The sequence below is a fragment of the Peterkaempfera griseoplana genome, from assembly GCF_001418575.1.
Lineage (GTDB): Bacteria > Actinomycetota > Actinomycetes > Streptomycetales > Streptomycetaceae > Peterkaempfera > Peterkaempfera griseoplana.
Genome location: NZ_LIQR01000716.1, coordinates 1 through 2,169, shown reverse-complemented (window position 1 = coordinate 2,169; position 2,169 = coordinate 1). Strand labels below are relative to the sequence as shown.

Below are 2,169 nucleotides of genomic sequence, written 5' to 3'. Positions count from 1 at the left end.
GCACAGCTGTGAGGATCGAGGAGGGGCGGCAGGGGGCGGGACGGCGCAGGGGCAGCAGGAGGAAGGCGGCGGTCGATGGCGGAGCACGAGTGGCGGTCCCTGCCGGGCACCCCGTGCTGGGTGAATCTGATGGCCCGCAACCTGGACGAGGCCCGGCGGTTCTACGGCACTCTGCTGGGCTGGGAGTTCCGCCGGGCCCGCTCGGAGCGGCTGGGCCCGTACGTGGAGGCCACCGCGCACGGCGTGGCGGTGGCCGGGCTGGGGTCGATGGCGCGGGACATGGGCTTCCCGGTCTCCTGGACGGTCTTCTTCAGCGCGGTCAGCGCCGACCAGACCGCCCAGGCCGTCCGTGAGTCCGGCGGGACGGTCGCGGTGGGGCCGCTGGGCTTCCAGGACGGCCGGGCTGCGGTGGCGGCGGACCCGGCCGGGGCGGCCTTCGGGATCTGGCAGGGCGACAAGTCACCCGGGTGGCGGATGCGCCGGCTGCGGGGCGTGCCCGTGTGGATCGAGCTGCAGACCCGGGACGCCTTCGCGGCGGCGGTCTTCTACGGCGAGGTCTTCCGCTGGGGCTCCGACCCGGAGGGCCGCAGCGATGTGGCGTGGGAGCACGACCGGGTGGTGCTGCGGGTCGACGGGCATCCGGTGGCGGGGCTGTGCGGCGGCGCGGTGGAGGCGGCGCCGGACCCGCAGATCCGGCCCCGCTGGGACGTCTACTTCGCGGTGTCGGACGCGGATGCGGCGGCCCGGGACACGGCCGCGCTCGGCGGTGAGGTGGTCGGCCCCCCGACGGACACCCCCTACGGCAGGGTCGCGGTGCTGCGGGACAGCGAGGGCGGCCTGTTCCGGGTGGCCGACCTCAGCGGAGCCACGGCGTGCGGGGAGCCGGAGGACGGGGTCCCGGCGGAGCTGGGCCGGGCGGACGAGGAGCGGGGGGCCGCGGAATAGCCGCCGGGGCCGGCCGGTTGGGCGGGGTGCGGCGGTCGTACGGGCGCCGTGAGACCTTCCCCAGGGAGCAGACGCCATGGCGACCTCCACGATCGAGCTGACCAAGGACGACTTCATCGAGACCGTCCAGGGCGACGGCATCAGGCTGGTCGACTTCTGGGCCGCCTGGTGCGGCCCGTGCCGCCAGTTCTCGCCGGTGTACGAGCGGGTGGCCGAGAAGAACCCCGACGTGGTCTTCGCCAAGGTGGACACCGAGGCCGAGCCGGAGCTGTCGTCCGCCCTGGAGATCAGCTCCATCCCCACGCTGATGGTCTTCCGCGACGGGATCCTGGTCTTCCAGCAGCCGGGCGCCCTGCCGCAGCCCGCCCTGGAGGACCTGCTCTCCCAGGTCCGCGCGCTGGACATGGCCGAGGTGCGGGCCAAGGTGGAACAGCAGCAGGCCGGCTGAGACCCGGAAGCACGGCCGGCCCCGGGGGCCGGGCCGGGAGCGGCGCTCCCTGCCCGGCCCCCGGTGGCTTCCCCGTCACCCGGCCGGCGCAGCGCGGCCGGGGCCCGCAGCGGACGGCGCCCCAGGTGGGTGGGGGTGGACGGGGCGGGCGCGGGCAGGCCCGGATTGCGGTCCTGCGGCACCGGGCGAGCATGGTCGTACAGGCGTCGGACCGGGCGGACGGCCGGCGTCCCGACATCCCGCTGGGAGGACGACCGTGGGCCTGCTGACGCGCGACATAGCACTCGACCTCGGCACCGCCGCGACGCGCGTCTACAACGCGCACGGCGGTGTCGCGGTCAATGAGCCCTCGGCGGTGGCGGTCAACACCACCACCGGCCGCATCCTGGCGATCGGCGCGGAGGCGGGCCGGATGGCCGGCCGCACCCCGGCCCATGTGAAGGTGATCCGACCGCTGCGGGCGGGGAACATCGACGACTTCGAGGTCACCGGCCGGATGCTGCACCATCTGCTGCTGCTCGCCGGCCACCGCTACCCCGGCCGGACCCAGGCGGTGGTGTGCGCGCCGTCGGACACCACCGGGGTGGGGCGGCGGGCCGTGCTGGAGGCGTGCCGCCAGGTGGGGGTGGGCCGGGTGCGGATGCTGCCCAAGCCGGTGGCCGCCGCCGTGGGCGCGGGACTGCCGGTTCAGGAGGCCACCGGCAGCCTGGTCGTCGACGGTGGCGCCGGCACCACCCAGATCGCGGTGCTGTTCGTGGGCGGGGTGGTCGCCGCCC

General features: G+C 75.8%; 3 protein-coding genes. All 3 read left to right on the top strand.

The features are described from left to right. The first annotated feature begins 75 nt into the window (after positions 1-75). Positions 76-945, top strand: a complete 870-nt coding sequence (locus AOK09_RS35895; protein WP_055591366.1) for a VOC family protein — start codon at positions 76-78, stop codon at positions 943-945. A 76-nt stretch (positions 946-1,021) separates the two neighbouring features. Continuing rightward, on the top strand, positions 1,022-1,393 hold the full coding sequence (gene trxA / locus AOK09_RS35890) for a thioredoxin (RefSeq protein WP_055591365.1): 372 nt from the start codon (positions 1,022-1,024) through the stop codon (positions 1,391-1,393). Between the two features lie 256 nt (positions 1,394-1,649). Then, positions 1,650-2,169 (top strand): rod shape-determining protein (locus AOK09_RS35885; protein ID WP_169797118.1); only part of this gene is annotated, 520 nt, incomplete at its 3' end.

Bases quoted from the DNA above. Each gene is read 5' to 3' on its own strand.
- AOK09_RS35895 (WP_055591366.1), top strand. From the start codon at position 76: ATGGCGGAGCACGAGTGGCGGTCCCTGCCGGGCACCCCGTGCTGGGTG.
- trxA (WP_055591365.1), top strand. From the start codon at position 1,022: ATGGCGACCTCCACGATCGAGCTGACCAAGGACGACTTCATCGAGACC.